Source organism: Paenibacillus foliorum (assembly GCF_013141765.1).
GTDB classification, from domain to species: Bacteria; Bacillota; Bacilli; order Paenibacillales; family NBRC-103111; genus Paenibacillus_S; species Paenibacillus_S foliorum.
Genome location: NZ_WHOD01000013.1, coordinates 141,992 through 165,552, shown reverse-complemented (window position 1 = coordinate 165,552; position 23,561 = coordinate 141,992). Strand labels below are relative to the sequence as shown.

General features: G+C 44.6%; 21 protein-coding genes and 1 pseudogene. 3 read left to right on the top strand and 19 right to left on the bottom strand.

Annotated features, from left to right (window positions below; genetic code table 11):
* Positions 1-78: 78 nt before the first annotated feature.
* The 13 genes from aroC to GC093_RS03325 all read right to left on the bottom strand — a co-directional run bounded on the left by aroC (position 79) and on the right by GC093_RS03325 (position 13,426).
* On the bottom strand, positions 79-1,236 hold the full coding sequence (gene aroC / locus GC093_RS03385) for a chorismate synthase (RefSeq protein ID WP_171650447.1): 1,158 nt from the start codon (positions 1,234-1,236) through the stop codon (positions 79-81).
* Positions 1,237-1,470: 234 nt separating this feature from the next.
* Positions 1,471-2,061, bottom strand: coding sequence for a hypothetical protein (locus tag GC093_RS03380; protein ID WP_171650446.1), 591 nt, complete (start codon positions 2,059-2,061; stop codon positions 1,471-1,473).
* Between the two features lie 216 nt (positions 2,062-2,277).
* On the bottom strand, positions 2,278-3,072 hold the full coding sequence (locus GC093_RS03375) for an SDR family NAD(P)-dependent oxidoreductase (protein WP_171650445.1): 795 nt from the start codon (positions 3,070-3,072) through the stop codon (positions 2,278-2,280).
* Positions 3,073-3,092: 20 nt separating this feature from the next.
* Positions 3,093-4,253: a UxaA family hydrolase gene (locus GC093_RS03370; RefSeq protein WP_171650444.1), complete on the bottom strand. Its 1,161-nt coding sequence runs from the start codon at positions 4,251-4,253 to the stop codon at positions 3,093-3,095.
* A 129-nt stretch (positions 4,254-4,382) separates the two neighbouring features.
* Entirely contained in the window at positions 4,383-4,703 is a 321-nt protein-coding gene (locus tag GC093_RS03365; protein WP_171650443.1) for a UxaA family hydrolase, read from the bottom strand.
* Between the two features lie 123 nt (positions 4,704-4,826).
* Positions 4,827-5,753, bottom strand: a complete 927-nt coding sequence (locus GC093_RS03360; RefSeq protein ID WP_171650442.1) for a fumarylacetoacetate hydrolase family protein — start codon at positions 5,751-5,753, stop codon at positions 4,827-4,829.
* Between the two features lie 172 nt (positions 5,754-5,925).
* Positions 5,926-6,699, bottom strand: a complete 774-nt coding sequence (locus GC093_RS03355) for an SDR family NAD(P)-dependent oxidoreductase (RefSeq protein ID WP_171650441.1) — start codon at positions 6,697-6,699, stop codon at positions 5,926-5,928.
* Positions 6,700-6,727: 28 nt separating this feature from the next.
* Complete coding sequence (locus tag GC093_RS03350) at positions 6,728-7,483, bottom strand: IclR family transcriptional regulator (protein WP_171650440.1); 756 nt, start codon at positions 7,481-7,483, stop codon at positions 6,728-6,730.
* 257 nt (positions 7,484-7,740) lie between these two features.
* Positions 7,741-8,832, bottom strand: coding sequence for a mandelate racemase/muconate lactonizing enzyme family protein (locus GC093_RS03345; RefSeq protein ID WP_171650439.1), 1,092 nt, complete (start codon positions 8,830-8,832; stop codon positions 7,741-7,743).
* 50 nt (positions 8,833-8,882) lie between these two features.
* On the bottom strand, positions 8,883-10,421 hold the full coding sequence (locus tag GC093_RS03340) for an extracellular solute-binding protein (RefSeq protein ID WP_171650438.1): 1,539 nt from the start codon (positions 10,419-10,421) through the stop codon (positions 8,883-8,885).
* Between the two features lie 65 nt (positions 10,422-10,486).
* Complete coding sequence (locus GC093_RS03335; RefSeq protein ID WP_171650437.1) at positions 10,487-11,398, bottom strand: hypothetical protein; 912 nt, start codon at positions 11,396-11,398, stop codon at positions 10,487-10,489.
* Positions 11,399-11,565: 167 nt separating this feature from the next.
* Positions 11,566-12,447 (bottom strand): carbohydrate ABC transporter permease, encoded by an 882-nt coding sequence (locus GC093_RS03330; RefSeq protein WP_171650436.1) that lies wholly within the window; start codon positions 12,445-12,447, stop codon positions 11,566-11,568.
* Between the two features lie 52 nt (positions 12,448-12,499).
* The gene (locus GC093_RS03325; protein WP_376768624.1) at positions 12,500-13,426 is read right to left on the bottom strand and encodes an ABC transporter permease; all 927 of its coding nucleotides are present in this window, start codon (positions 13,424-13,426) and stop codon (positions 12,500-12,502) included.
* 340 nt (positions 13,427-13,766) lie between these two features.
* Between GC093_RS03325 and GC093_RS03320 the strand changes: the two genes are divergently transcribed.
* Both GC093_RS03320 and GC093_RS35435 read left to right on the top strand, forming a co-directional pair.
* The gene (locus GC093_RS03320; RefSeq protein WP_171650435.1) at positions 13,767-16,097 is read left to right on the top strand and encodes a helix-turn-helix domain-containing protein; all 2,331 of its coding nucleotides are present in this window, start codon (positions 13,767-13,769) and stop codon (positions 16,095-16,097) included.
* A 130-nt stretch (positions 16,098-16,227) separates the two neighbouring features.
* Complete coding sequence (locus GC093_RS35435; RefSeq protein WP_216624475.1) at positions 16,228-16,443, top strand: hypothetical protein; 216 nt, start codon at positions 16,228-16,230, stop codon at positions 16,441-16,443.
* Positions 16,444-16,571: 128 nt separating this feature from the next.
* Here the strand turns inward: GC093_RS35435 and GC093_RS03315 are convergent, their stop codons facing one another.
* From GC093_RS03315 to GC093_RS03300, 4 genes are all read right to left on the bottom strand, one after another.
* Positions 16,572-17,357 carry a LutC/YkgG family protein gene (locus GC093_RS03315; RefSeq protein WP_171650434.1) on the bottom strand — a complete coding sequence of 262 codons (786 nt, stop codon included), beginning with the start codon at positions 17,355-17,357 and terminating at the stop codon, positions 16,572-16,574.
* A complete protein-coding gene (locus GC093_RS03310; RefSeq protein ID WP_171650433.1) occupies positions 17,354-18,856 on the bottom strand; it encodes a LutB/LldF family L-lactate oxidation iron-sulfur protein in 1,503 nt (500 codons plus the stop codon). Before GC093_RS03310 ends, GC093_RS03315 begins: the two co-directional genes overlap by 4 nt.
* Positions 18,837-19,583 carry a (Fe-S)-binding protein gene (locus GC093_RS03305; RefSeq protein WP_171650432.1) on the bottom strand — a complete coding sequence of 249 codons (747 nt, stop codon included), beginning with the start codon at positions 19,581-19,583 and terminating at the stop codon, positions 18,837-18,839. Before GC093_RS03305 ends, GC093_RS03310 begins: the two co-directional genes overlap by 20 nt.
* A 780-nt stretch (positions 19,584-20,363) precedes the next feature.
* The gene (locus GC093_RS03300; protein ID WP_171650431.1) at positions 20,364-21,077 is read right to left on the bottom strand and encodes a FadR/GntR family transcriptional regulator; all 714 of its coding nucleotides are present in this window, start codon (positions 21,075-21,077) and stop codon (positions 20,364-20,366) included.
* A 202-nt stretch (positions 21,078-21,279) separates the two neighbouring features.
* On the opposite strand from GC093_RS03300, the gene GC093_RS03295 reads away from it, so the two are divergent.
* On the top strand, positions 21,280-21,942 hold the full coding sequence (locus GC093_RS03295) for an HAD family hydrolase (RefSeq protein ID WP_171650430.1): 663 nt from the start codon (positions 21,280-21,282) through the stop codon (positions 21,940-21,942).
* A 128-nt stretch (positions 21,943-22,070) separates the two neighbouring features.
* Here GC093_RS03295 and GC093_RS03290 read toward each other — a convergent pair.
* A pseudogene (locus GC093_RS03290) lies at positions 22,071-22,268 on the bottom strand (YunC family protein); the annotation flags it as partial.
* A 78-nt stretch (positions 22,269-22,346) separates the two neighbouring features.
* Positions 22,347-23,456, bottom strand: coding sequence for a site-specific integrase (locus GC093_RS03285; protein ID WP_171650428.1), 1,110 nt, complete (start codon positions 23,454-23,456; stop codon positions 22,347-22,349).
* Positions 23,457-23,561: the final 105 nt, after the last annotated feature.

Sequence of the window (23,561 nt, the reverse complement as noted above, 5' to 3'; positions counted from 1 at the left end):
ACACCTCTAGAGCTAATATAACACGTGTTATACCGACTGACAATCACGAATTTTCGGACTCGGACTCAACAGATAGAATTAATAATTGCGTATTTGTTCCAAATAATTGTTATAATTCCGTTCTATTTCCTCATAAGAATCTCCGCCGAATTTATCCAGAAAAGCGCAGGCTAGCTCCCAAGCAATTACATTCTCCATCACGACTGCAGCCGCTGGAACTGCACAGCTGTCGGAGCGTTCGATCTGAGCGGCAAAAGGCTGCTTTGTTTCAATATCAACACTGCTAATCGGCTTATAAAGGGTTGGAATTGGCTTCATTACAGCGCGTACAACTATCGGTTCGCCTGTAGTCATTCCGCCTTCAAATCCGCCGGCCCGATTGCTCGCACGTGAAAATCCGCTCTGCGAATCATGCATGATTTCATCATGAACCTTGGAACCGCGTAACCTTGCCGCATCAAATCCAACACCGAACTCACATCCTTTAAATGCCTGAATGGACATGACAGCTTGTGCAATTTTTCCGTCCAATTTCCTATCCCACTGCACATGGCTGCCCAGTCCGACAGGCACTCCTTCAGCTATTACCTCTATCAGGCCGCCAACAGAGTCCCCTGCTGCTTTTACTTCATCAATGTGCCTCATCATAGCTTCTTCAATGTCCTTATCTGCCGTGCGCAGTGGTGACTGCTCAGTAACCTGTCGGAGCTCCTCCACTGATAGAGCGGAGCGCTTAGCCGACACTTCTCCAATTCGCAATACTTGGCTTCCAATATGAATCCCGAACAATTGAAGCAGGCTTCTTGCCGCAGCTCCGCAAGCAACGCGAATCGTCGTTTCTCTAGCGCTTGAACGCTCCAAAATATTACGTAAATCAGTCTGTTTATATTTCAACCCGCCATTCAGGTCGGCATGTCCCGGTCTCGGTCTAGTAACTGCCCGCTTAATGGGCTCATCTGTTGGCTCTGCCCCCATAATCTGGCTCCAATGATTCCAATCTTTGTTTTCAACAACTAGTGCAATTGGAGCCCCGGTTGTCTTACCATGCCGTACTCCTCCGACAATCCGCACTTGATCACTCTCAATTTCCATCCGTCTGCCTCGTCCATATCCTTGCTGCCTCCGTCGCAGCTCTGTATCGATATGTTCAGCTGTAAGTCTAATATTGCTAGGCATGCCCTCTATAATAGCCGTCAACTGTGGTCCATGCGACTCTCCTGCTGTTAAATATCTCATTTTTCGTATCCTCCAATTATAAGGTCTATTGATATCTCTGATTATAAGACATAAAGTAGATATAAAGATAATAGATAGATTACATGTTTTGCATAGATAAATTTAATGTCAGGTGAACCAAAAATAAGGAGAGCCGTTAGGGCTTATCAAAAACAAAAAACTGCCGGAAATAACTCCGACAGTTCATATAAACTCTATATAAGAAGCTTGTTCGCATTATTTGATCAGATTTCCTTACACATGCATGAGCTGCTTGAAATTCTGCGTCACTATGAAATAGCGAAATTTATTTAAATCAGCTGGCGAAATATAGTGAATTTCGGAGCCGTAACGGATCGTCTTCTCCATAATGTGCGCATAGCGTACAATTAATTGCATTCTTATTGTTTCATCATCGCAAAAGATCGTACTCTCATAAACTTCGTTTAACTTTACAGTAAAATCATCAATCTTGAAACCAAGACTTAAGCAACTCACATCGGAAATACGTACAGCTCTTGTCTTAAAATCTTCAGTAATTGTACCGAAAGTGTTTAATTTATAGCTCTTGACGGCTTTTTGTTCTTCACCAACCAGCTCGCCATACTCTCTTCCGGGATTAGCCTCTATATGAAAAATTTCAGAATCAGCAGGAGCCAAAACGACCTTTGATTTAGATATATGCAAAACAATCGAAAGCTGACGTCTTTGAAAATTAAAGCATAACACTTTTTCTCCCAAACCAAACGCTGGCAATGTTGAGAGCTCAATTTCCATAAAATCTTCTTCGTAACCAATGATACCGTGATACACTTTTCCTTTGTGCAGTAGTTGAATATGTTTCATAAAACCACCTCCCTGATCTATATCTCTACTATAGAGCATAAACTTTTAAAAAGTTTGAGACAGATATTAGGAGATTATTAGATTTTATGACTGAATCGTAGAAAATTTGTCGAAAACACTTGCAAACGTTAAGAAGATTATACCAACAAGAGGCTTGCCTCCAGAAAAAAATAGAGCCCTTCTCCAAAGAGAAGAACTCCTTATTACCCAGAAATATTAATGCTCCAGATGGTCTTCAGGCTGCGCAGCCTTTACAGATAAACCTCCGTCTATCATCAGCAAATGTCCATTGATCTGCATAGCCTCATCGGATGCCAGGAATACGACTGCGTCACCGATTTGTCTTGCCGTACCAAGCCGTTTCATCGGATTAGCTTCTACCTCTTGGGCACGAATACGCGGGTCAGCCAAAAAGTCTGTGCACATATCCGTATCTACCGTGCTTGGTCCTACTGCATTCACGTTAATGTTATATTTACCTAGCTCAATAGCCATGCCCTTGGTAAGCATATTAGCCGCAGCTTTGGATGATTGATAATGAGGGATGACCGGGCTTGTAACGACAAGGCTTGCTGTCGACAGCACGTTGATAATTTTGCCGTACCGCTTCTCAATCATTGATTTAGCGGCAAGCTGCGAGCACAAAAAGATCGACTTTACATTGGTGTTGTAAGTTCGGTCCCAAGTCTCCTCGGTAACCTTAAGAAAAGGCTCGAAGGGTGCGATACCTGCGTTATTAACCAAAATTTCGATATCGCCAAGCTCCTGTTGAACCTGCTGGAACATGGCCTCTACCTGCTCCTTATTGCCCACATCGGCCTGTACAACAATTGCTTTACTACCCAATGCTTCAACCTGTTCCTTCACTTTTTCGGCTAAAGAACGAGAGCGGTCGGATGTGTAGTTAATTGCTACATAAGCTCCCTCCTCAGCTAACCGAATTACGATGGCTTCGCCGATCCCTCGACTGCCGCCCGTTACTAGAGCTACCTTACCACTTAATCTGGCCATTGCTGATTTCCTCCCAAAAATTAAAGACTAGGTCCAATTCGATTTATGCTGAACTCTGTATGTCCGAGAATTTCTGCCTTTGTCAATTTACCGTTTGCTACCTCTTTGATCTCATTCCAAATCAGTTCTCCAGCATCCTCAAGGCTAATTGTACCCTCCAGCATGTCGCCTACATTGACATCCATGTTATCGCTCATCCGTTCGAACATCCGTGTGTTTCCTGTAATTTTAATAACGGGAATAACCGCTGAGCCAGTAGGTGTACCTCGTCCAGTTGTAAAGCACACTAGATGAGCTCCTCCTGCTGCCATTCCCGATACACATTCAATATCGTTGCCCGGCGAGTCCATAAAGTATAAACCACTCTTCGGGATAGACTCGGCATATTCTACAATCCCTTGTATAGGTGCAGTACCGCATTTGCTAATACAGCCAAGGGACTTCTCTTCGATAGTGGTCAAGCCGCCCGCAATATTGCCCGGGCTAGGGTTGCCCCCTCTCATATCGGCACCCATCCGCTCTACTTCTTTCTCGAAGCGGTTAACGATATGATACAGCTCGCCAGCTACTTCCTCCGTTGCGCAGCGGGATGCTAGAACGTGCTCCGCACCGATAATCTCAGTAGTTTCACCAATTACAACACCGCCGCCCAGTTGGATAAGCGAATCTGCTGCTGCACCTAGAGCCGGGTTTGATGCTAATCCGGAGGTAGCATCTGAACCGCCGCATTTCACACCAATGATCAGCTCGCTGAATGGAACCGGTTCAGGCTGCATAGCATTCAATTGCTCCTGCATTCTCTTGGCAATCTCGACACCATGCTGAATCGCCTTAACCGAGCCTCCAACCGATTGAATATCGAACACCTCTACCAGCTTGCCTGTAGGTCGGATTGCATCTGCAAGCTCATGAGGATCAATAACCTCACAGCCTAAGCTGATAATAATAACTCCGCCTACATTCGGATTTCTACCAGTCCCCGCCAACACATCGAATGTGCGCTCTTTATCCGCACCGATTTGGCTGCAGCCATGCTGATGTGGAATAGCAACTGTCTCAGCAACCATCTGAGAGATACGGCTGCACACTTGATTAGCACAAATGACTGTCGGAATAATGAGCAAATGATTGCGGATTCCTACCGTGCCATCCGGCCTTCTATATCCCATCATATGATCCATTTTGTTTTCCTCCTATGAGTTTCGCTTTAGCGAAACTGACTTTCGTTAGCATGATCTGATTTGCTGCATTTGAAGACATTTATGAATCCTATTAGATACCTATAAGGTTATTAACCTTATTCTGATTATTTAAGCCTTTACTGCCTGGTCGCCCCGGCCGCGTATACCTTCAACATTGTGCACGTGTACATGCTGTCCAGCCTGAATGTTAACTGTAGTTCTGCCGATTACTTCACCATATTTACGGATATCTATTCCGTCTGTAACATCTTCTATTGCAAATTTATGACCGAAAGGAATCGAATCAATTAGCGTCAGTTCTCGTACTTGGTCCTGTACGCGATAAGTTATTTTATGCCCTTGCTGCAAATCCTTGATTGCCGTCGCCACGTGATCGCGTGCGTCCATTACCAATGCATCGGCGCCTGCTTCAATGTGATGTCCCGCCATGTTTGTTAACCTCCTTAGAGTTTCGCTGTAGCGAAACTTACTTCGTAAGCATAATCTTATGAGCTTCGCTTTAGCGAAACCTACATCATTAGCATAATCTTTTGAATTTCGCACTAGCGAAACTTACTTTGCAAGCTTTTCCTCATCCACTAACCGGTTAGTCAGAGAACCAAGCTTATCGATTTCAATAGTCACGACATCGCCGTCCTTCAAATACACCTGCTGTGCCTCAGGCAAGCCCAACACTACACCTTCAGGAGTTCCAGTCAAAATCACATCGCCCGGAACTAAAGTCATGTGCTGAGAAATGTAGCTGACGATTTCATCACAATGGAAAATCATGTCCGAAGTATTAGAGTTTTGACGCACTTCTCCATTGACGATACAACGGATGCCCAAGTCGTTAGGATTGCCTACTTCATCAGCTGTTACAAGATAAGGACCTAGAGGGCTGAAGCCGTCGCAGCTTTTGCCAAGCAGCCATTGCTGTGTACGCAGTTGAAGATCGCGAGCTGACAAATCATTAACATTACAGTAACCAAATACATGGCTCAATGCGTCTTCTTTGGACACATATTTTGCTTTCTTACCAATAACAATTACTAGCTCCGCCTCATAATCGACTTTGCTGGAAACTTTTACTGGAAGCGGAACGTCTGCACCATGACCTGTTAATGTGTTATTAAACTTATTGAACAAAATAGGGTATTGCGGAATAGCTGCTCCCGTTTCCTCAGCATGTTTACGATAGTTAAGACCTACACAAATGATTTTGTTAGGATGCGTAACGCACGGTCCTAGAATCAGATCAGACTCATTTAAAACATAGCCGGAGTCTGCACCTGCTGCTGACAATGCTTGACTAACATAGGATTGAAGACCTTCAACAGCTGTTGCTCCGCCATCGATGACTTCATGTATGGTTTGTGCCACGGATTGGCCTGCTGCAGCCGGAACCTTTTGCAAAGCAGCGGTAATATGTACAACACCTTGTTCGGTCTTAACACCCAGCTTTTGCTGACCATTTTCGATAAAAGTTAGAAGTTTCATCCTATTTATTCCTCCATTAGTCAAATGATTTTTTTAAAAAAGTTCAACTTCAAATTCAGTAATTAGATGGATCTTTTCCAATTAAAGTCCTTACCCATGATGAAAAGGCCGAATTAGCTTCAGAAATTCCAGTTAAACGATTCGCTACTGACTTATCAAACAGTGGTTAATCCTAAGCATCCTTACCAAATACTACGCCACCATCAATGTACAGTGGAGAACCCATCATAAAGCGTGATTCATCCGATGCAAGGAACAAAGCTGCTTTAGCAACATCCTCAGGTCTGCCAAGATCGCCGCTCAATTGGCGTTTTTTCAATCCCGCAATAGCTTCCTCAGGATCGTCATAAGAGTTGCGCAAATAATTTTCAACAAACGGAGTTAGGATAGTTCCTGGCAGCAGCGCATTGACACGAATTTGGTAAGGCGCATAATCGACCTGCATCGATTTGGTCAAAGCCAGAACAGCACCCTTGGTTGCTGAATAAGAAGCGCGGCGAGCCAAACCGATCTCAGCAATACATGAGGACATATTGATGATCGATCCTTCGCGGCGCTCCATCATATGAGGAATCACATACTTACTTGGCAAATACACGCCGCGGATATTAATGTTAATAACACGGTCCCACGCATCAGGCTCCACCTCATGGATCGCACCTACGCCGCTAACACCTGCGTTATTGAATAGTACGTCGATTCGACCATAAGCTGCAATCACTTGATCGACCATAGCTTTGACCGATTCTGGATCCGTAACATCGGCTTGGATAAAAACGGCATTGCCTCCGGCCTGCTTAATGAGTTCAACCGTCTCTTGGCCTTTTTCCTCCAATAAATCGTTAACTATAACTGTAGCGCCTTCCTTCGCGAACAAAAGAGCCGAGCTTTGTCCGATTCCCGAACCTGAGCCCGTGATTAAAGTAATTTTATCCTGCAATCTCATAACTGCACATCCTTTATAATAGATTGAATTATGACGTACTCTGCGATAATCTTGCAGCCAGCGCACATATCTCACGCTGTGCAAGCTCCCGCTTCTGCTCCCACTCATGCTGGAACATAGAGCAGCTTATCGCAGCTATAGCCTTACCTTGAGCATCATGCACGGGTGCAGCGACACAGCAAAAGCCCATGACCGCTTCTTGCAGGTCAAAAGCATATCCATCCACGCGCACAATTTCTAACTGTGTCAATAATTCACTGCGTTGATTTATCGTATGCGCCGTCGGGCAGGGCTCGAGCTCCTCTTGCGGAAACAATTGCATCACCGTTGAGTTATCCAACGATGCAAGCATCGCTTTACCAAGCGCTGTAACATGCGCCGGCAGCTTCATGCCCGGCTCCGAGGCCAAGCGTACGGGAGACGGCATCTCCTCCTTGGCTAAATAAAGCACTTCGTGCTGCTCCAGCTTAGCCAGTTGGATCGTCTCTTGAATCGTATGCTTAGTCACAGCTGCTTCCTTACGGAAACGATCGATTAAGCTGAATTGCTTGAAAAAAGCGTTTCCAATGAAACCCAGCTTAGAACCTAACGAATACGTGCCTTCTGTTTCCCGAACTACCCACTCCAAGGTCTCCATAGTGTTCAGCAAGGAGAACATAGAGCTTTTGTTAATACCGAGAAGATTGGATAAATCAATAAGTCTAAGCTTCGAAGGCTGCACCGAGATCATCTGCAGCACATCGTTGGCCTTTTCCAAAGCCGGAACCCAATATTTCTTTTCCATTGCGTCCTCCCAAGCTGAAAGACAAATACGAGGTTTACTATAATAAACCTTAGTTTTGTATAATCTACAAATAGATCGTACCACCGATAAAAAACGGTGTCAACAGGTTTTAGCCTTTTTCAAATAAGATAGTTTTGTGATAAAGCTTATCCCCTAGTTGCACATCAAAATGGGCACTTCTCACCATTAATCAGGTGGTTTGAAGTGCCCCTCTCAATAATCCGCGATCACATTAATATGTCTTCCAGACTTCAGCCTTATTTAACAACATGCAATACGCTTTCCATCTTCTCTTCATCCAGATCTATCCCAAGTCCAGGTCCATCCGGAACATGAATGAAGCCATCCTTGATAACAAACTGTTGGGTTAAAAACTGCTCCCTAATGCCTTCCTTCTCAATGGAATACTCATAATAGCTGGTGCATTCCGGAGTGCTGGAGGCCAGATGGAGGGCAGCGGCAAAGCCTACTCCACGTGTTGTATTATGCGGTACATAATGAATATTAAACGCACGGCATAACGTCGCAGCCCGCTTCGCGCTCAGTATCCCGCCGCATTTGATCGGATCAGCGGCATACAAGTGGCAAGCGCCTTTGGCAATGAAGTCACGGAAGGTGAAAATATTCCAGTCCTGCTCACCTACATGAATAGGAACCGGCAGCGTGCTGCACAGCCGAACATAGGTATCTACATCATAATAAGGGCATGGTTCCTCATAATGATGGATATCATACTGCTTGATTTTATCAAAAAGCTGCACAGCCTGAATGTATGTGTAAGAGCTGTTGCCATCAACCATCAGCTTGCAATCGGGTCCAATCTCCTCTCTAACCCTCCGCACTTTTTCAGCATCTTCATTCAGATCTACCGGAAGACCCGTGCCAAACCTAGGACCGACCTTGATTTTAACAGCCTTAAACTGAAATCTATCCAGTCCCTCACGCAGCTTGCCTGATTCCTGATCATTACTAAGGTCTCTGCTCATGCTTGACCCGTATAATGGAATCGTTGCCCTATATTTCCCTCCCAGCAGATTGTATAAGGGCTGACCCAGAAATTTGGCTTTTGCATCCCATAACGCAATCTCTACACCGCTATAGGCTGCTGCCAGCAATTGTCCGGATATTTTATAATGCTTTCTCATAATCTTTTCTTCAATTCTTTCGATATCAAAAGGGTCCATTCCAATCAGCTGTGGCTTGATAACGCTCTCAATGATTTGCAAGACCGAGTCGACCTGCATGGGACTGCATTCTCCATAGCCTGTAATCCCTTCATCCGTCTCCACTTTTACATAGAACATTCTTTGTTGAATCCCCACATAGGAAACCACATTGGTGACCTTCATTTCTCGCTCCTCCAGACCCAAATCTGAACTTGGTTTAACAGCTACATCGGTTACTTCTTATTGGTATCCTTTGCATACTCCTGACTAAGCTCCTCGATCACCTTGTCTCCACCGGCTTTAGTCCATTTATCCAATATATCCTTCCAGCCCTTCTCATCGAGCTCGCCCATGATGTATTTTACGCGGCCGTCTGTAATAATTTTGTTTAATTCGGATCCTTTGCTCACTAAGGTAGGGGTAATATAAGCCGCAGCGGGATTGATTACAAGGTTCTTCTCAACAGCTTTTTTGGCAGCTTTGTATTTAGTTGTATATTTGTCAAACTCTCCTGGCATCGCACGCGACCCATCCGCTACTTGTAAAGCCTGCTGAAGATGGATAACCTCTGAGGCATATTTCGTATCCTGCTCCGGCGTACGCTTCGCCTTACCGTTATCTACTGAATAATGAACACCCTGAATGCCCCATTCAAAAATATTTTGACCTGTCTCATCAGACAGCTTATCGAAATAAGCCAAAATTTTACGAAGCTCAGCCTCTGATTTCACACTTTGCTTAGGAATCAGGAATGCTCCTGACCAGCCATTATCCATAAGCACCTTAGTCCCCTTGGGGCCACTCAGCGTACTCGAAACATCCAGCTCCGCTTTTGGGTTAATTTTGAAGAGCTCCGAATGCCTTGTAATAAAATCAGGATCCCCTAGGCGAAGTCCATACAGGCCTTTGTTAACATTATCAATATTTTTCACTCTCGTTGTGATGGCAAAATCAAGATTGATCAGCTTCTCCTGATAAAGCTTGCGATAAAAGTTCATAGTATCCATGTATTCCTTGCTGAATGCCGTTGGAATCAGCTTCCCGTCCTTTATGTCATACTCATTGCCGCCGCCATAAGCCGCCATAATAAACTTGAAGCCGCGAATCGACATTTCCTCGCCTATGCCTAGCGTATCATTTTTACCGTTTTTATCCGGATCGTTCAGGGTATACGCTTTGATAACATTGTAAAGCTCATCAACTGTAGTTGGCGGCTTTAAGCCTAAGGCCTCCAACCAGTCCGTCCGATAAATCATTCCATCTCCTATCAACGACCTGCTTCTGAACATATAATAATTTTTACCATCCACCGCCGTGTTTCTCAGTACATCCTTGTTCATCGCTCTTTCCAGATTCGGATAATCCTTCAGATACGATCCAATTTCCCAGAAATGACCCGCACGAATCGCATTGATGATAGGCATTGGCTTATTATTAACCAGGATCACCATAGGAAGCCCGCCCGAGGCAACCGTCGCATTCAATTTCTCATCATAAGTGGACCCGGGCACCCATTGAATTTCCAGTTTGGTGTTGGTATGCTTCTCAATCGCTTTAATAATCGGATCATCAGGACGTGGAGGCTCAGCCAATACACTCTGGTTCATCATCGTAATGCGAAAAGGTTCATTGCTCGTTGCTGTTGGCTGCTTATCTCCTTGAGGGGCAGTTCCTCCGCCACTCCCGGCGCTGCATCCGATAATGCTCACACTGAAGGCTGTAACTAAGCTTACTAACGATAATTTGCGTAATTGTTTTTTAGATTTCAACACACCTGATCACCCCTTAGTTGATTTAATGAAGAGCTATAATCTCTAAAATGACGGCCTGTTCCAGCTTAAACGGAAATACCATCACGGCCTTTTTTACCAATATCCAGCTTGTCTCTAAGTGCATCTTCTTCCAATTTACCGGAGAAAAACTGACTCGCATTATAAATATAGTGAAACCCTGTCTTGATAGCGATAGCATAATGGCTTCTAGGCTCTGTACCAAGGGCTGCTGTCAATTCCTGTTGAGATACCTCTGCACCATTCCGAAGAGCTGCTGTCAGCTGCAAAATCGGCTCATTACGATCATAAAAATTGGGCTCAATAACAAATCTTTTGACTTTAGCAGGGTCTGGAGTCACTACCGCATTGGCATAACGGTCCATATGAATAATCTGCTCCTGATGACGTGCGTACAGCTTATCCATCCAACCTTCAATATTCTCGGTATCCGGAATAAAGGTGTGCATTTCAATTAGCGCTCTTTGATGCAAAATCCGATAGAAATCCGTAAGTGCGGTTATGTTAAATTCGGCGGCAATCGGCAAGCTCTCTATCCCCTTCTCGAAGCTCGCCATTTCAAAATGAAACGGAGTATTGCTCCGCTTAGCATAGAGCTCGCTAAAAATGAACGCATCATGATAAATACTGCAATCGGTAGGAAATTCCGTAGATTCCGGTTCGTGCTCTCTGAATACCGGCTTCATTTGCCGATCCGCGGCTCTGTGGGAAAGCCATCCCAATATAAAAGCCAGCTTATAATCCAATCGGTCCTCGGGTGTTCTTGTTTCCCATCTCGATCTGTAATCCTTCAACAAATTTACAGTGAACTTATCGCCAGACCGTGTTACACTCCCAAATTGAGCAAACTGCGGAAATTTCTTACCAACCTCCTTGAATGAAGCATGGATATTATCCGATGCATACATAAGATTAAAGCAATCCTCCAGCACCGCTGTGTGTGTTACGTGTTCTGACAATGAAATCACTCCTTAGATCGATTTTGTGTCACGCCCGCCCGCCAGTCAGCCAGTCAGCACCTTTCCAGATCCTAGGGCGGCCGGACCCTCTCTTTTGAACTAGTTGTTACCATCTCTTATCACCTTCTACCGTGAAGTAAATTGGAGCTTTTTTCATGTAGGGCTAACTAGCCTTTAACAGAACCAATCATCGCTCCCTTGGCAAAATGCTTCTGAAGAAACGGATACACGCAAAGAATAGGGAGAGTGGATACAACGATAACTGCCATCTTGATGATTTGAGCTGGCGGAACGATATAATTTTGATCAAACGCCGTAGAATCTCCAATTCCACCTTGAGCCAAAATAACAATTTGCCGCAGCCATACCTGAACCGGCCACATGCCGTCATTATTAATGTAAAGAACCGCAGAGAAGAATGAGTTCCAATGTCCAACTGCATAGAACAAAGAGAACGTAGCAATCGCAGGCAATGAAAGTGGAATGACAATCTGCCACAGTATCCTCAAATCGTTACAGCCGTCTATTTTGGCCGCTTCCTCCATGCCTTCAGGCATCTGTTGAAAAAAGTTTTTCAAGACAATTAAATTAAAAGCGCTTATGGCTCCCGGTAATAGCAGCGCCCAATAGGTGTCCAAAAGGCCTAAGGTTTTGACAACCAGGAAGGTCGGGATCATCCCCCCGCTGAAAAGCATTGAGAAAATTACCATCAGCATGAGCGGCTTCCTCCCGTCCAAATCCTTTCTAGATAGCGGGTAAGCCATTAGGCAGGTAAATATCAGATTAATCAAAGTCCCGGCAATGGTTATAAAAACCGTCACACCCAGACTTTTCAAAATAACATTGGAAGAGAAAATATAGCGATAGCCATCCAACGAAAATTGAGTTGGAAACAAGACGAATTTCTTCATAATCATTTCTTCCGGGGCCGTTAAGGAACCGGCCACTACATAAATAAAAGGCAGGATCGTCACTATAGCAAATAATGATAAAAAGATATAATTAAACGCATCAAACAACCGGCTACCAATCGAGCGGTCTTCCACCATCAGCGTACACACCTTTCTTTCTTTATTAGTGCTTCGTATTTTACTAGCTGGCTTAGTAGATTCCTTCCTCGCCTGCTTTTTTAGCCAGGAAATTAGCGAGCAGCACCAAAATAATGCCAACCGTAGATTTAAACAAGTTAACAGCCGTCGCATAGCTGAAATCTCCGCCTTGAATTCCTTTTGTATAAACATAGGTATCGAATACCTCCCCAACCTCCGTATTCATTGGGTTCAGCATAAGAAAGATTTGTTCAAAGCCTGAGTCCAGGAAATTGCCTAATCTTAGGATTAACAGAATGACTATTGTGCTTTTAATCGCTGGAAGTGTAACGTGCAAAAGCTGATGCCAACGATTAGCCCCATCAATACGCGCAGCTTCATACTGTTGAGGGTCTACTCCCGCCAGTGCAGCAAAAAACAGGATTGTCCCCCATCCGGTTTCCTTCCAGATAACCTCGCTAATGATCATGCTTCTGAACCATTCCTTGCTTAGTAAGAAGTTAATTTTTTCACCGCCAAAATAGACAAGCATATTATTCACAATTCCGTCTTCCGTAGTAAACAAGATGTACGCAATCCCTACAACCACTACCCAGGATATAAAGTGGGGGATATAGATTAACGTCTGAATAAACCTTTTGAACATTTCCTTACGCATTTCGTTCAACAGCAGAGCAATCATGATGGGTAATGGGAAAAAGAAGAACAGGTTGTACACAGCCAGAATAATGGTATTCTTAAAAATTTGAACAGTAGACTCATTCTCAAAAATCGTTTGAAAATGCTTCATACCGACCCAGCTGCTATCCCAAAAGCCTGAAAACGGCGAATAATCCTGAAAAGCAATTAACACGCCCCACATGGGCAAATATTTAAAAAGAATGAAATATAATACACCTGGAAAAAGCATGAAGTACAACCACCGATTTTTGATGACCCTTTTTATCCATGGCGTGCGTAAAGTTCCAGCTTGGCTCAACCCTTTGGTTAAACTAATATTCAAGGCAAGACCCTCCTGTTCTGTTCTATTGAGTAGACTTCCATTCGGCGGTTCCAATCGGTTTATAAACTGACCTTAACATGAGCCTGAATGACTTGATAGAATCATTAGAGAGCCATTTGAAAACCCTTACATAGTAGGTGATGCCGCATTCAAATAATCCACAGCATGTCAAAGCATAATCCTTACAGAGACAAATACTTATCTATTACAAGACCATTTAATCCTCAGGTGACATCATTAAAATCTTTATTAAAAAAGTAAGTATGCATATAATAAAGAAAGCGCATTCAAATAAATCAGAAAATAGGGGTGCTCTATGTTCCGCTTGAATAAATATTTGACGAAGCTGCTTATATTTAGCCTATGCTTGAGCACGGTTCCCGTTATTTTACTCGGAAGCATCTTTTATAACCGCGCAACAAATTCCATTCAAGAAAAGGTTAATGAAGGAAATGTGCACATTCTGGAGCTAACCCGCCTGCGTGTAGAGCAAGTATTACAAACCGTAGATCGGTCACTGGAAAGATTGGCGGATAGCAGCAGTGTGATTGAATCGCTCGACACCTATATAACTCCCACCAAATTTCAGCTATTCGGTGAACTGACACAGGCCATGTACCGGGTACAGACGTTTGATGTGGGTGTTCAGGATGTGCATTTAATCAATTTGCAAAAAGGATGGATCATCAATAACAGCGGCTTTTACAGCTTTGATGAAATCAATTATAAGGAGCGTTTCAATCAATACGTCAATATGACGGATTCCAAGTTTTGGACAAGTGAACAGAGCGGCTTAACCAAGGACAATCGTTCCAGCTCCAACAGAGTTATAAGTCTTGTGAAGAAAATACCAGCCAACTCAGATAACCCCTCAGCCATGCTCATTGCTGAAATCTCAAGCCGGGAGCTCTCCAATTTAATCAGTAAAAACAATTCGCTCGGCGAGGTTATCATTTTCGACCGTACCAACCATATTCTAGCCATGCAAAACGAGAATTTCAGCGGGCAAAACTCGGACATAGAATCGCTTTACAATCAGCTGTCCGTTTCAAAACTATTGCCTGGAAACTTGGTAACCTCTCTCAACGGGAATGAAGTAGGCATCGTGCATCAGCAATCTACCTATAACCAATGGGGTTATTTGTCCATTATCCCTCTGGAGGAAATATACAAGGAATCGCGTAAAACGGGTTGGATTGTGCTTGTCTCCTGCCTGCTTCTGTTGTTATTAAGCATTCTTATCTCATGGTTGGTTTCCAAAAAGCTGTATATGCCAATCCGCAGATTACAGGAATCCTTCAGGATGTCTTCTGATCCTATGAACGCAAGCAGGAACGAACTTGCAGACAAACAAGTTAATGAATTCGATATGATCAACAAAAGTATTTCACACATGCAAACGTTGCAAAATCAAATGTCACAGCAGATCAACGGACAGGTCAAGCAGCTTCAGGAGCTGTTCGTCCTAAAATTACTGCAAGGGGAGCTTAAACAAACGGAAATTAAAGAGAAGCTGCCCATACTTATGAGCGCTCCTCCCTATCAATTAGATTGGATGGTCGTGTTTGCCTTACAAATCGATACGCTGGAGGGAAGCCGGTTTAAGGAAAGAGACCGGGAGCTGCTGTTGTTTGCCATCAACAATATGATCAATGATATTATTCCTTACAAGCAGCGCCTTCTGCCTATCACCATTCATAAATATCAAGTCACCATCGTCTACACCAATCATCATTCAGCAGAGCAATTCAAAGAATTCACTTACGCTATGGTAGAAAAAATTAAATTGGAAATCGGCCGCTACTTAGGCATTCCTATCAGCATCGGAATCAGCAGACCGTATAAGGATATCAAAGATGCACCTCACGCCTATGATGAAAGCTTGAAGGCTTTGAAAAACAGGCCGTTCGCGGGGCAGAACACTATTTTATATTACGACCTGCAGCAGACAGGTAAAATCGAGCTTGGGCACTTTCCAGAGGAAACCGAGAAGGCGTTAATTCAAGCTATTAAGTACGCCGATGCAGATAACATCGATGTGCTGCTGGATCGTTTTCTGGATGAAATCACCCATTATAGCACTACCTACAGCGAGTATCAGGTATCTCTAGTCCGATTCTTTGTTGATGTAACCCGGCTTATTCAGGATTCAGGAGCTGCATTTCATAGTGTATTTGAGAATGATAAGCCATCCTTCGAGGAATTGTTGGAATTAAAGACAAAATCCGAAGTTCAAGCTTGGTTTAAGCATCAAATGATTCAGCCCCTTCTCCCCTTGTTTGAGGAAAGAAGAAGCAATAAATTCCAGAATATTTCCAGGGAAATTATACGCATGGTGCAGGAGGAGTACGATACCGACCTTACGCTTGAAATTTGTGCGTCGAGATTGAATTATCATTCCAGCTATATTAGCCGCGTACTCAAAAATGAACTAGGGGTTAATTTCAGCGAATATTTGTCACAATACAGGCTGAACGTGGCCAAGGAGCTGCTGGAGGAAGGAAGTATGAAAATTTCTGCAATTGCAGAAAAGCTTCGTTACCATAATCCGCAAAATTTTATCCGCTATTTCCGTAAAATGGTTGGTATAACTCCAGGTAAATACAGGGAGATGTATGCTAATGAAACAGATAGTCATGCGGAGTAGAAGGGTTGCTGCGAAGAAAAGGGGGAAGCCTCGCTCACCCCAAACCGTCAGGGAAGCCTGACAGCCCTTCATGCGCGAATCCATTCGTTGGTGCGTGGGGAGGGCATTGCGGGTGTGGGATTAAAATCAAGTGTCCTCGTTAATAGCCGAGCTGCATCCACGGAGGTGGAGGAAAATAGCGGAAGCGTTAGTTCCTTTATCACCTGAAAAGCACAACAAAAAGAGAGATAACGGAACAGCTACTTCCTTTATCTCTCTTTTTGTTATGCACTATGCCCCCATTCGCCCTTATAACGGAAGTCCGACTTCCGCTATAGCCTTCAATTGGAGGCGGCAGATTGAATAACGGAACTATTAATTCCGTTCAATCCCTCAGGGCTCCTAGCAGCTGCGCCGCTCCTTAAAGGATAACCGGCTGCACCGCCATCAAGACGAGCGTAGCTGTCTAGGTTGAGCGATGCAAAGTATAAAAACTTACTTAATTATTACAGCATACACCTTACCGGGACCGTGAATCCCGATAGTCAAATCATTCTCAATATCCGCGCTGCGGCTTGGACCCGTAATCAGGTTAAGCGATGACGGATACTGCCGCGCATCCGATTTGCCTTTGGTAACATGACCGAATGCTTCGCCCATGCGGGTAACCAGCTGGTCCGCCCTGAAGACGGCGAACAAAATATCGGTGAGCAGGCTGACCGAGCGGCCATGCTCCGGTGAGCACTGCAGCACGAGTGTACTCGTGTTGGCGACCGCATAATCCGGCCAGATGATCCCCATCTGGCATCTTTCCGTGCGCTGCAGCAGCTCGCTGCGCTTGGACCAGTTCGAGCTGGACTCCGCATCATCGTCCAGCGGCAGAGCCGCCTCGGCTGCAGCAGCAGCCTGCTTCCACGGCACCACAGTGATGCCGGAGGCAGACAGCGCCTCGTCCAAGCCCAGCCCAATGAGTCCCTCATTTTCCCAGCGGGACACCTGTGTTACTTTGAGCTCCGCAGCTACTTCCTGCAGCCATGCCCCAATCTTCTCATTCGCTTCAGCCTCATCGACTACAAGAACCTTACCCGTCAACGCAGTCCAGTTATCTGTGAACAATTCAATCTTCTCATCTGTGGTGCGCTCGATTTCTTTATAGAAATCGGGAGCTCCACGAAACGGATGCTCAGGAGCAACCGCAGCTGGCGCTTTGCGGCCCAGCCGCGATGCTATATTGCCAATAAACGCTTCGCGTCCAGTTATGTTACCTATGTTTGCACTCATTGGTTGTCACCTCTTTTATCTGCCGCGGACCCGGAAGGTGCCGACTGGCCTTTAGCTCCGTTTGCCAGCTCCTGCTGAAGCGTTGACCAGCGATCACGGAAGGACTGCTTCGGCTTCATTGGGAAGAAGCGTGACTGCGTCCAACCGGACATCGGGCCCGGTCCATTCTTAATGAAGCCTTTGCTGATGAAAGGCTTCTGCAAATAGTAGGCGGACTTTGTCGCCACCTTGTAGAGCGTGACGTTCCCAAACGCAGTTTGGAACGTCTTGAAGGCAGCGCGCTCGGCAAGTGGGGTCAGCCCCATCTTGACCTTGCGAGCGCGCAGCTGCACGAGCATATCGTGCAGCGGGATCTTCACCGGGCATGCCTCATAGCATGCCCCGCACAGACTGGAAGCGTAGGCCAGCTGGCCAGCTTCCTTCATGTCCTGCTGCAGCAGCGGCGTCAAGACGGCCCCGATGGGGCCGCTGTACACGCTACCGTAGGTGTGCCCGCCCACGTGGCGGTACACGGGGCACACGTTCAAGCATGCTGCACAGCGGATGCAGTGCAGCACCTCTTGGAACACCGGATCGCCGAGCTGCGCCGAGCGTCCGTTGTCCAAGACGATCAAGTGCAGCTCCTCCGGTCCGTCGAGCTCACCCTCGCGGCGCGGTCCCGTAATCATCGACGTGTACGTCGTCAGCTTCTGTCCGGTCGCGCTCCGCGCCAGCAGGTTGAGCACAACCTCCAGGTCGTCGAAGGTTGGTACCAGCCGTTCCATCCCCATGATTACCACATGGGATTGTGGGATCGTGCTAACCATCCGTCCGTTCCCCTCATTCGATACGAGAGTAATCGAACCCGACTCGGCAACGCCGAAATTACAGCCGGTCAGACCAATTTCGGCCTCCAGGAAATAATTGCGCAGCCGCTGCCTTGCAAAGTTGGCAAGCACCTTCGTCTCCGGCGGAAAGCTTTCGCCGGATTCCGTATTAAACAAATCGGCAATCTGCTGTTTATTTTTATGGATGGCAGGAATGATCAAATGCGATGGAGTTTCCTTCGCCAGCTGCAGAATGTATTCACCCAGATCCGTCTCGATCGCTTCAATTCCATGCTCTTCCAAATGATGGTTCAGATGGATTTCCTCCGACACCATCGACTTGCCCTTTGCAACAAGCTTGGCTTTACGCTTCTCAGCAATATCCATGAATACCTTCACAGCCTCATCGGCCGTTTGACAAAAGTAAACATGTCCCCCAGCCTTAGCGACATTATCCGTAAATTGTGTCAAATAATAATCCAGATTATCGATCACATGTTTACGAATCAACCGTCCACGTTCACGCCAGTCTTCCCATTGCCCAAAATCATCAGTAGCTTTCAGCTTCCCTGTTTTCAGCTTATCCGTTGTGAAAGCAACCGCTTTGCGCAAAAACTCGTCAGCCAGCGCTTCTTCCGTCCTTTTTTTCAAGCCTGTCCCGATCAGTTCCTTTTCATTTACGACCTGACTCACTTTGCTTCACCCCTTCCTCTAGTAGCTGCGCCAAGTGCATGACACGAATTGGTTTATTATCTTTATTTAAACGTCCGCCGATATTCATCAGACAACCCATATCTGTACCTACCAGAACCTCAGCGCCAGTGGAACAGACATGGTTCGCTTTTTCGCACACCATAGCCTCCGACATATCCGCCATTTTCACCGCGAAGGTACCGCCAAATCCACAGCAATCTTCTTTTTTAGGCAGCTCAATCAGCTCGAGCCCTTTTATTTCAGACAGAAGCTTCCCTGGTTCTTCCTTCACACCCAATAAACGCATCGCATGACAGGACGGGTGATAGGTTACTTTTTCATTTAAAACAGCACCTACATCCGTCACACCCAGCACATTCACTAAAAACTGCGAAAATTCATACGTTTTCTCTACCAGCTCTTCAGCCTTTTTCAACCACTCTGGCTCATCGGCAAACAGCTGTGGGTAATAATGATGCACCATGCCTGTACAGGAGCCTGACGGTGATACAACATAATCACTATGCTCAAATGCACGGATTAACCCTCGAGCTACTTCCCTCGCCTCATCCTGGTAACCGCTGTTAAAAGCAGGCTGGCCGCAGCATGTCTGCGCTTCCGGAAAATCCACTGTACAACCATAACGATTCAACAGCCTTACAACACTTTCTCCTACTTCCGGATACAATTGATCCGCCAAACAAGTAATAAATAAAGAGACGCGCATCAGTTAACCTTCCTTTACAATGAAGTGAGAGTTCAAAAAGTCATCTTCCAGCTACTGTTTGAACAACCTCTATAAGAACTTTAAATTGCAGCTTAATAAGACTTACTTGATTTTACTTAGTTTTAATTTATATAAACGATTTAAACCTATAGTTATCAGGTTATCAGATAAGTTCTTTTTTGTGAAGTCCCTAGCCTATTAATCTTCCAGTTTCCAAATATAAACATACAAAGATCCCTGTCTATTTTTCAATAAACAGGGACCTTTATTCAGAATTACTATTCACTTTTTTTAATTGCAGCTCCATTCATAGAACCTAAACAACAACTGGGTTCAAAATATAAATACTTTTTCGTTGGATTCCCACATGCCCTAATAGATTGAACATGCTTCGCTAACATTCTCCAATGGACTATCCCCTTTCTCTCCAAGTGTTTATTTTACATTCGACCACAGGGGTTCAGATTTGTTTCGGTACGCTTGCCTGCTGGGAGGTCAAGACTTGTACCCAAAAGCCCCGGATCGAAACTTGTAAATAATGTGAAGGTTGCTGTAAGGTTTGTCCTTTTGTTAAGCTAATATTAATATATTATTTGAATATTGTAAATATTCAGAATACTTAGAAATATAGGCTGAGCAGCTATTCCAGTCAAAGATATAACCTTTTTCATGCTTATATTAAGCTTTTCTCCATTTTATGCAGGGAGCTGCTGCTTGATTTTTGCAGCATATTCCCTTGTCCTCTGAACGGAAGTCTGATTCTATGTAAACTAACTAAGCTTACTTCTTCAAAAATTTCAACAGCACCTGCTCGACATGAAATAAGTGGCGGCGCATTGCTTCTTCGGCCCCAGCAGTATCTTGATCCCGGATGGCCTCGAAGATCGCTTTATGCTCCTCCCACAGCTGCTTGGATACAGTTTTGCTTGAATACATCTGCAGCCGTCTCGTTTCTCGAATCGCTGTCTGCATTTGAGTCGAGATGGAATCAATCATTCGCGCCATAATTGAATTGTGTGAAGCTTCAGCTAGGGTAAGATGGAACAGCATATCCGATCGCTCGCCTTCCTCTTCGTTACCTAGAAAATCCTCCATATTTTTAAGAACGGCCTCAAATTTTACAATATCCTCATTCGTCCGCTTATCAGCTGCGAGCGCTGCATTGGATATTTCTAATGCTTTGCGCGCCTCGATCAGTTCAATGACTGTTTCCCGGTTCATCAGCAGCGAATCAAATACCGGCAGGTCTACATCCTGCGATTCTATACTTCGAACATAACTTCCTTCTCCTTGATGAATTTCCAACAATCCCATTGCCTTCAAAGCACTTAATGCCTCTCGCAGCGTAGAGCGTCCAACCTGAAACTTCTCTGCGAGATCCTTCGTGGATGGCAGCTTATCTCCCGGTTTTAATGTACCGCTGATGATTTGCTCCTTGATCTGATCTGCAATGGCCTCATATATTTTACGCGAAGAAATTTTTTGAATATCCAAAATGACCTTCCTCCCACAAGCTTTTCTATAAAAAACTATCATAATAAGCATCTGCTGAAACCATAATTCCGAGCGGCTCCTGTATCATTACTATTATACCGATCTGCCGACTCGAATCCAATTGCTTAGACGAATGCCGTTAACTATTATAACCTATGATAAAATGAAGTAAATTCATTTTCTAAGGCAGGTGTGAACGCGAATGGTCCAACAACGGAGACCTACTCAAGGAATTATTTTTGATATGGACAACACGCTATTGAAATCATTTATAAACTTTCCAGCTATGAAACATGCTATTTTTGATTTTTTGGTGGACCAAAGTATACTTCCGAGCACCTTGCCTATTGAGCATCACACTACAGCCACGATAATTGAGCATGCAAAGCAATTACACTTAGATGTCGAGCTGGAACAGCAGGTATGGAGCATCGCATCCCAGTTTGAGCTTGCAGGTATGAAAGGCGCAGGTCTGGAGGCTGGAGTGCTTGACTTTCTAGCTTCCATTCACAACAAGTTTACTTTGGCAGTCGTGACGAACAATGCTCTGACAGCCGCCCAGCATGCCCTGCAGGAAACGGAGATTGACCGTTATTTTGATCTGATTGTCGGCAGAGAGCAGATGACCTCGCTCAAGCCCTCTCCTTCCGGTTTTCGGTATGCTCTCGACCATTTTGCCCATATACCCATTGATAGTTGGATATCCTTGGGGGACTCCTGGATTGACGGCAAAGGCTCTAATGACGCTGGAATTCCATTTGTAAGCTATCAAACCGATTTGAACATCATGAAAAACAGAGGTGTTATGGCAATCGGCCGAATTGGTGAAATAAACGAACTGAAGCAATTTCTGCAGTATTTATGAAAAGTTACGCCAGCTGCTCCGATTATGTGTTTCACACAAAAAAACAGACCATTGAACAACAATGGCCTGCCTATATCCTGTCTCAGTAATACTCCAATTTTCTTGTTCAACATGCTAAAATTGTTTACCTATCTCATTTTCAAAACAGCGTCTCTACCTTTCATTCCTGGTACTATTCCAAGCTGCTCTGCTTCGTATGTGACCATTTCCAACGGAGCATCCAGCAACTCTTCAATTGTACGAACACCGGTTGCCCGGGCAGCAATAATGTGGCGATCCTTAAGCCGTTCATTCAGCAAACCTACATCAAGAGCGCCGCACATGATATTTTGCCCATAAACCCTAGTAGTTACAAGGCTTTCGGCCCTTTAAAATCAAGCTGATCACAACTTGATCACAGTAAATTAAAGGTTAATAATTTCATCCAGCTTATGGGCAACATCCTGCTGCATACTGGGAAGCACATGACTGTATACATCTAGCGTAACACCAATCTTAGAATGACCCAACCGCTCGGAAATCACCTTTACATTGACATTCTTTTCAATCAGCATTGTCGCATGAGTGTGACGTAATGAATGAAAGGGAATATGAGGAAGGCCTGATTGCTTAACATCTTTGATATACGTTTTCGTCAAATTTGCTGGAAAAAGACTGCCTCCGTTCTTCAAGTTGTACACGACCAAGTCCAAATCAATGAATGGATCCACTTGAAGCTTGAATGCCATGTATTCGTTTTGCTGCTTCTTAAGTATGGATATCAACTGATCCGGAAGTGAAATGATTCTCTCGCTTGAAGTTGTCTTCGCTCCGCTCTTAAGGCATTTTCCGTAATGAGTCAAAGTCTGTCTAACCGTAATTATCTTCTTATCAAAATTGATGTCCTTCCAACGCAATCCTAAAATTTCACCTTGTCTCATACCGGTCATCAGCGCTAACGCGTATACACAGTAATATCTCTTGTTCTTCACGAAATGCAGAAAATGATTAGCCTGAGACAAAGTCCAAATCCTCATTTCCTTTTTCTGGGCCTTGGGTAGCTTCACTTTTCTCATGTGATTCACTTTAATGTATTTATAGTCTATGGCTGAATCCAAGGCTAACTTGATGAGCGTGCAGACTCTGTCAATGGTATTGCGAGCATACCCTTTCTGATGCATATCGTTCACAAATTTTTGGCATAGCACGGGGGAAAGCTGCTGTAATTTATATTTTCCAAGGCCAGGGATGATGTGATTTTTCAGATAGAGAGCATTATTATAATAGCTAGTTTCCTCACACTCATGCTTCCTTACGTTAACTAGCCAGTATTCCATGAATTCGCCAACTGTCTTATGGCTGATCCCAACATACTCAACAGCTTGCACTTCATTTTGTAGACGGACTAATTCATCATTCGCCTCCCGCTTTGTTTTATACCCCCTTCTTCGCACTTGTTTTCGTTTTCCGTTAACATAACAGTCAAACACAAATTCCCATTTTTTCGTTTGTGCGCTCTGAAATAGTGAAGCCATACATTTTCCTCCGTTTCTTAATGACTGCTATCAAAACGGTGCCAAGCCATGTGACTTTTTGTATGGTCCATTTTTTATCACACTAGCCCGCTCTAAAGAGACTCC

Bases quoted from the DNA above. Each gene is read 5' to 3' on its own strand.
- GC093_RS03330 (WP_171650436.1), bottom strand. From the start codon at position 12,447: ATGGTGGAAGACCGCTCGATTGGTAGCCGGTTGTTTGATGCGTTTAAT.
- GC093_RS03345 (WP_171650439.1), bottom strand. From the start codon at position 8,832: ATGAAGGTCACCAATGTGGTTTCCTATGTGGGGATTCAACAAAGAATG.
- GC093_RS03360 (WP_171650442.1), bottom strand. From the start codon at position 5,753: ATGAAACTTCTAACTTTTATCGAAAATGGTCAGCAAAAGCTGGGTGTT.
- GC093_RS03305 (WP_171650432.1), bottom strand. From the start codon at position 19,583: ATGCGCGTCTCTTTATTTATTACTTGTTTGGCGGATCAATTGTATCCG.
- GC093_RS03350 (WP_171650440.1), bottom strand. From the start codon at position 7,483: ATGGAAAAGAAATATTGGGTTCCGGCTTTGGAAAAGGCCAACGATGTG.
- GC093_RS03355 (WP_171650441.1), bottom strand. From the start codon at position 6,699: ATGAGATTGCAGGATAAAATTACTTTAATCACGGGCTCAGGTTCGGGA.
- GC093_RS03315 (WP_171650434.1), bottom strand. From the start codon at position 17,357: ATGAGTGCAAACATAGGTAACATAACTGGACGCGAAGCGTTTATTGGC.
- GC093_RS03320 (WP_171650435.1), top strand. From the start codon at position 13,767: ATGTTCCGCTTGAATAAATATTTGACGAAGCTGCTTATATTTAGCCTA.
- GC093_RS03370 (WP_171650444.1), bottom strand. From the start codon at position 4,253: ATGGATCATATGATGGGATATAGAAGGCCGGATGGCACGGTAGGAATC.
- aroC (WP_171650447.1), bottom strand. From the start codon at position 1,236: ATGAGATATTTAACAGCAGGAGAGTCGCATGGACCACAGTTGACGGCT.
- GC093_RS03375 (WP_171650445.1), bottom strand. From the start codon at position 3,072: ATGGCCAGATTAAGTGGTAAGGTAGCTCTAGTAACGGGCGGCAGTCGA.
- GC093_RS03295 (WP_171650430.1), top strand. From the start codon at position 21,280: ATGGTCCAACAACGGAGACCTACTCAAGGAATTATTTTTGATATGGAC.
- GC093_RS03365 (WP_171650443.1), bottom strand. From the start codon at position 4,703: ATGGCGGGACATCACATTGAAGCAGGCGCCGATGCATTGGTAATGGAC.
- GC093_RS03285 (WP_171650428.1), bottom strand. From the start codon at position 23,456: ATGGCTTCACTATTTCAGAGCGCACAAACGAAAAAATGGGAATTTGTG.
- GC093_RS03380 (WP_171650446.1), bottom strand. From the start codon at position 2,061: ATGAAACATATTCAACTACTGCACAAAGGAAAAGTGTATCACGGTATC.